Genomic DNA, 4,965 nt, shown 5'->3' on the forward strand with positions numbered 1-4,965 from the left:
ATCTCCCCCCTTGTGGGGGAGATGTCCGGCAGGACAGAGGGGGGTAACGCACCCGCCGACCCCACCGAGATGGACTCCCGCCGCGCCGCACTCGAAGCCGCCGGCGTCGAGGTCCTCTACTGTAATCCCTATCACCCCGAAGTCCTGCTGCCGGCGCTTGCCACACGCGGCATCTCCTCGCTCCTGGTCGAAGGCGGCGCGAAGACTGCGAAGCTTTTCCTCAAAGCCGGACTCGTCGATCGCATCCAGCTTTATCATGCGCCTGTCGTCATCGGCGACGGCGGTATTGAATCCCCGCTGCAGGCAACCGACATACCATCCGGTTTCGCCCACAGGGGCACTTACATATTCGGCGCGGATCGCCTGGACGAATACGAAAGAGAGAATTGATGTTCACCGGAATTGTCACTGATGTCGGCACGATCGAATCCGTTTCGGCGCTGAAGGAAGGCATCAAGCTTCGCGTCGCGACAAATTACGACCCGGCGACCATCGATATGGGCGCTTCCATCTCTCATTCAGGCATCTGCCTTACCGTGACCGGCCTGCCGCAGGATGGCAGCAACGGCCGCTGGTTTGAGGTTGAAGCATGGGAAGAGGCGCTGCGCCTCACCACTATTTCCACCTGGCAGGCGGGCAGCCATATCAATCTCGAGCGCTCGCTGAAGATCGGTGACGAACTTGGTGGCCACATCGTTTCCGGACATGTCGACGGCAAGGCCGAGATCTTGTCTGTGACGGAAGAGGGCGACGCCACGCGTTTCCGCCTGCGCGCACCCACCCAACTCGCGAAATTCGTGGCGCCCAAGGGTTCGATCGCGCTCGATGGCACGTCGCTGACCGTCAATGCTGTCGATGGCACGGATTTCGACGTGCTGTTGATCCGCCACACGCTGGAGGTCACGACCTGGGGCGAGCGCAAGGCCGGCGACTTCGTCAATTTCGAGGTCGATACGATGGCGCGTTATGCCGCTCGTCTTGCCGAGTTTCCTACCGCGAAAACTGAATGATCGGGCCGTTATAGTCGGTCCGCGCCGTTTCCCTGAAACCGAGCTTGGCCGCGACCTTGAGCGACGGCGCATTATCAGGGCTGATGATGCAGGTCATCAACCGTCCCGGAAACTGCTTCTCGCCCCAGCCGATGATCGCCTTCAGCGCCTCCGTGGCATAGCCCCTGCCATGGGCTGAAGGGATCAACGCCCAGCCCACCTCCATCGTGCCTTCGATTGAAGGCTGCATCTCGCGTTTTGCTTCGAGGAAACCCGCTTCACCGATGAAGCGGCCTCCATCCTTCTCTTCGATCGCGAAAAAACCGAAGCCCATGTGATGCCACATGCCGGCAAGGCGCAGCAGGCGCGACCAGCTTTGTTCGCGGGTAGAAGGCACGCCGCCGATGAAGCGCACGACGTCTTCGTCGCGCCAGAGTTCGAAATGCGCGTCGAAATCATCGAGCCGGTGCGCGCGCAGAATGAGCCGTCCGGTTTCCAGTGTCGGAATATCGATCATGAATAGGATGCTCTCAAGCGAGGGGTGACGACGGTGCTTTTTATCAAAGGCCCGGCTCGCCATCCCAGTAATCAAGTGCATTTTCTCCCCGGCCGATATGGTCGAAGGAGCTGCCGTCGCGATTGGTCTTGGCGAGGAATTTGCCGGAATCGGGATATTCGCAGATCTCGGTCTTCGCCTTGGTCGACAGGCCCAAATAGATAAGCGGCGTTGATCCGGTATTGATGATCTGATGGGCCGTTTCCGGCCCGCCCGAGGGGGCGCCCAGCACATCGCCCTTCTTGATCGGATAGCGCTGGTCGCCGAAGCGATATTCTCCGGTACCCTCGATGATATAGAAGAGCTCGTCCTCGACATGGTGGTTGTGAAAAGGGCAGCCGGATTTGCCGGGCGGCACTTCACTGTAGCTGATGCCGAGATTGGCAAGCCCCAGATCTTTTCCGAAAGACGTGTCGCGGCTTTCGAAGAGCCTTCCCCTCGTCCAGTGTTCGAGGGAGAGATCGGCCGTGTTGATGACCGGTGTTGCGTTCGTCGCCATGGGGTCCTCCGCTTTGGCGAGAAGACAATCCAATCCGGCGGAAAATGCAACAGCGATTTCGATAGAAGGCGGAACGGACGGTGAGGAGATCAACCGCCCATGCCGCCTTCCAAGCTGGCAGCCTCAGCGAACGTAGAACGTAATGCCGCCGTCGGCTGCCTGTTCGGCGTTCACGACATTGCGGATATTGACGCCATCATTGTTGAGCTGGTGTGCCAGCGACCTATTGGCATCAATGGAAGCCTGAATGGCGTGGACAGCGCTTTGGGAGCGCTGGAGGACGGAGCGCGGGCCGGTGCTTTCGTCGTCGAGGTTGTGCCAGTTATAGACGGGCTGGATGTCGAAGTTGTTGCCCTGGAAGGTGCGGAGCGTCTGTTCGATGCCCTCTGCGCTATTCATGCCAAGGCTTTCAGCCTGGCTGACGCCGGCAAATGCGAGGGAGGAGAAAGCGGCGGCAATGGTGATTTTAGCAAGGCGGTTCATGATGGTATCCTTTCGTCTGCAGCGGCGGTCGGCTGTCAACAGGGGATCGTCTGCGTTACGACTGAGATTTGGCGCTGCAGCATTGTTCTTTCAATGGATTAAGCTACTGAAAATCAATTACAAATTGTTCATGAATTCTGCCTTGGATTTGCCGTTATTGCGTCAGCCGGCTAAGCATGTTTTTTGCGTCGTTGCACCCGACGAAGCGCGCCTGAGCTATCCCATTGCAGATATTTTGTCTTTCCTTCAGAGCGCCACCCGAATTTGCTTGCCATTCGTTCGAAGGCATGTTTTGACCGCGGCCTGCCCGAGTGGAAAATGCCCCTCCAACCGAAGGTGAACCATGCCGAAAGAGACCGCTCCCCATATTTTGATCGTCGAAGCACGCTTCTATGACGACATGGCCGATGCTCTTCTGGAAGGCGCGACCTTCGCGCTGGAAGAAGCAGGCGCCACCTTTGACGTCGTCACTGTGCCCGGCGCGCTGGAAATTCCGGCGACGATTGCCATGGCGCTCGATGGCGCGGATAATGACGGCACGCAGTATGACGGTTTCGTCGCACTCGGCATGGTCATCCGCGGCGAGACCTATCATTTCGACATCGTGTCGAACGAGTCCTCGCGCGCGCTTATGGATCTCGCCGTCAGCGAGTCCCTTGCCATCGGCAACGGCATCCTGACCGTCGAGAACGATGAACAGGCCTGGGTGCGCGCGCGCCGCTCGGAAAAGGACAAGGGCGGTTTCGCCGCCCGTGCAGCTCTCACCATGATCGAGCTGAAGAAGAAGTTGGGTGCATAAAGAATGACTGACGAAAATACCGAACGACCGGTCAAGGCTGCCAACCAGCGGGGCGCTGCACGCCTCGCGGCTGTGCAGGCGCTTTATCAGATGGATATCGGCGGCACCGGCGTTCTGGAAATCGTGGCGGAATACGAGGCGCATCGCCTCGGCCAGGAACTTGACGGCGAAACCTATCTGAAGGCCGATGCCGGCTGGTTCCGCTCGATCGTCTCAGGCGTCGTGCGCGACCAGCTCCGCCTCGACCCGCTGATTGCCTCTGCCCTACAGGACGACTGGGCTCTGTCGCGCCTGGACAGCACTGTCCGCGCCATCCTGCGTGCCGGCGTTTTCGAACTCGTCGACCGCAAGGACGTGCCGGTCGCCGTCATCGTTACCGAGTATGTCGAGATCGCTCATGCCTTCTTCGACGACGATGAGCCGAAGCTCGTCAACGCCGTTCTGGACCGCATCGCCAAGCAGGTGCGCGGCGACCAGAAGAAATAGGCACTTAGCCGCCAAACGATCCCTCCCTTTCTTTCTTCGGAACTGCAAGGCTTTTGAAGTTTTGCAGTCTTGACGCGACGTTATCGACCACGCAATCTCCGCTCGCCAGCTGAGCGTTTCTATGGAGAGGAGTCGATTCAGCAGCATTCGTCGCCGGAGAAGGAGTGAGTTCCGGCTTATGGGAGGAAAGAGCGAATGACCATTCTTTTATTGGTAATCGCATGTGGCCTGCTCTCGGTGGTCTATGCCATCTGGGCAACCCGGTCGGTGCTTGCTGCCGACCAGGGCAACAGCCGCATGCAGGAGATCGCGGGCTATATCCGCGAGGGCGCCCAGGCCTATCTGACGCGTCAGTATAGAACCATTGCCATCGTAGGCATTGTCGTTTTCATTGCAGCATGGCTGCTCCTTTCCGCCACGGCAGCGATCGGGTTCCTGATCGGCGCCGTCCTCTCGGGTGCTGCCGGCTTCATCGGCATGCATGTCTCCGTCCGCGCCAATGTGCGCACCGCCCAGGCCGCATCAGCCAGCCTCTCGGCCGGTCTGGACATCGCCTTCAAGTCGGGTGCGATCACCGGCCTTCTGGTTGCCGGGCTCGCACTGCTCGGCGTCTCCATCTATTATTATGTGCTGACGATCGTGCTCGGCCACGAGGCCGGCTCGCGTGAGGTCATCGACGCCCTCGTAGCGCTGGGCTTCGGCGCGTCGCTGATTTCGATCTTCGCCCGTCTCGGCGGCGGCATCTTTACGAAGGGTGCCGACGTCGGCGGCGACCTCGTCGGCAAGGTTGAGGCCGGTATTCCGGAAGACGATCCACGCAACCCCGCAACCATTGCCGATAACGTCGGCGATAACGTCGGCGATTGCGCCGGCATGGCGGCCGACCTTTTCGAAACCTACGCAGTGTCCGTCGTCGCCACTATGGTTCTTGCGTCAATCTTCTTTGCCGGCGCACCCATCCTGCAGTCGGCTATGATCTATCCGCTGGCAATCTGCGGCGCCTGCATCATCACCTCGATCATCGGCACCTTCTTCGTCAAGCTCGGCTCGAATGGCTCGATCATGGGCGCCCTCTACAAGGGCCTCATCGTGACGGGCCTTCTATCCATCATTGGTCTTGGTGCCGCGACCTCGATGACGGTCGGTTGGGGGT

8 protein-coding genes are annotated in these 4,965 nt (G+C 59.6%); 5 read left to right on the forward strand and 3 right to left on the reverse strand.

The genetic code is table 11. The features are described 5' to 3' along the window. On the forward strand, nucleotides 1-390 hold a 390-nt coding region (locus AC1DTN_RS36985), incomplete at its 5' end, for a RibD family protein (protein WP_477925055.1). Beyond that, on the forward strand, nucleotides 390-1,010 hold the full coding sequence (locus AC1DTN_RS36990; RefSeq protein WP_113324272.1) for a riboflavin synthase: 621 nt from the start codon (nucleotides 390-392) through the stop codon (nucleotides 1,008-1,010). The genes AC1DTN_RS36985 and AC1DTN_RS36990, both read left to right, overlap by 1 nt. Here the strand turns inward: AC1DTN_RS36990 and AC1DTN_RS36995 are convergent. The 3 genes from AC1DTN_RS36995 to AC1DTN_RS37005 form a co-directional block, all read right to left on the reverse strand. After that, on the reverse strand, nucleotides 991-1,506 hold the full coding sequence (locus AC1DTN_RS36995; protein ID WP_439014563.1) for a GNAT family N-acetyltransferase: 516 nt from the start codon (nucleotides 1,504-1,506) through the stop codon (nucleotides 991-993). The genes AC1DTN_RS36990 and AC1DTN_RS36995 overlap by 20 nt on opposite strands. A gap of 43 nt (nucleotides 1,507-1,549) precedes the next feature. Then, nucleotides 1,550-2,044, reverse strand: a complete 495-nt coding sequence (locus AC1DTN_RS37000) for a cupin domain-containing protein (protein ID WP_113324271.1) — start codon at nucleotides 2,042-2,044, stop codon at nucleotides 1,550-1,552. 123 nt (nucleotides 2,045-2,167) lie between these two features. Then, nucleotides 2,168-2,527 (reverse strand): hypothetical protein, encoded by a 360-nt coding sequence (locus AC1DTN_RS37005; RefSeq protein ID WP_113324270.1) that lies wholly within the window; start codon nucleotides 2,525-2,527, stop codon nucleotides 2,168-2,170. 343 nt (nucleotides 2,528-2,870) lie between these two features. On the opposite strand from AC1DTN_RS37005, the gene ribH reads away from it, so the two are divergent. From ribH to AC1DTN_RS37020, 3 genes are all read left to right on the forward strand, one after another. Further along, nucleotides 2,871-3,326: a 6,7-dimethyl-8-ribityllumazine synthase gene (gene ribH, locus AC1DTN_RS37010; RefSeq protein ID WP_007819979.1), complete on the forward strand. Its 456-nt coding sequence runs from the start codon at nucleotides 2,871-2,873 to the stop codon at nucleotides 3,324-3,326. A 3-nt stretch (nucleotides 3,327-3,329) separates the two neighbouring features. Next, entirely contained in the window at nucleotides 3,330-3,812 is a 483-nt protein-coding gene (gene nusB, locus AC1DTN_RS37015; RefSeq protein ID WP_439014564.1) for a transcription antitermination factor NusB, read from the forward strand. A 195-nt stretch (nucleotides 3,813-4,007) separates the two neighbouring features. Continuing rightward, on the forward strand, nucleotides 4,008-4,965 hold a 958-nt coding region (locus tag AC1DTN_RS37020; RefSeq protein WP_477925057.1), incomplete at its 3' end, for a sodium/proton-translocating pyrophosphatase.

The organism is Rhizobium sp. 01T444 (assembly GCF_056398305.1).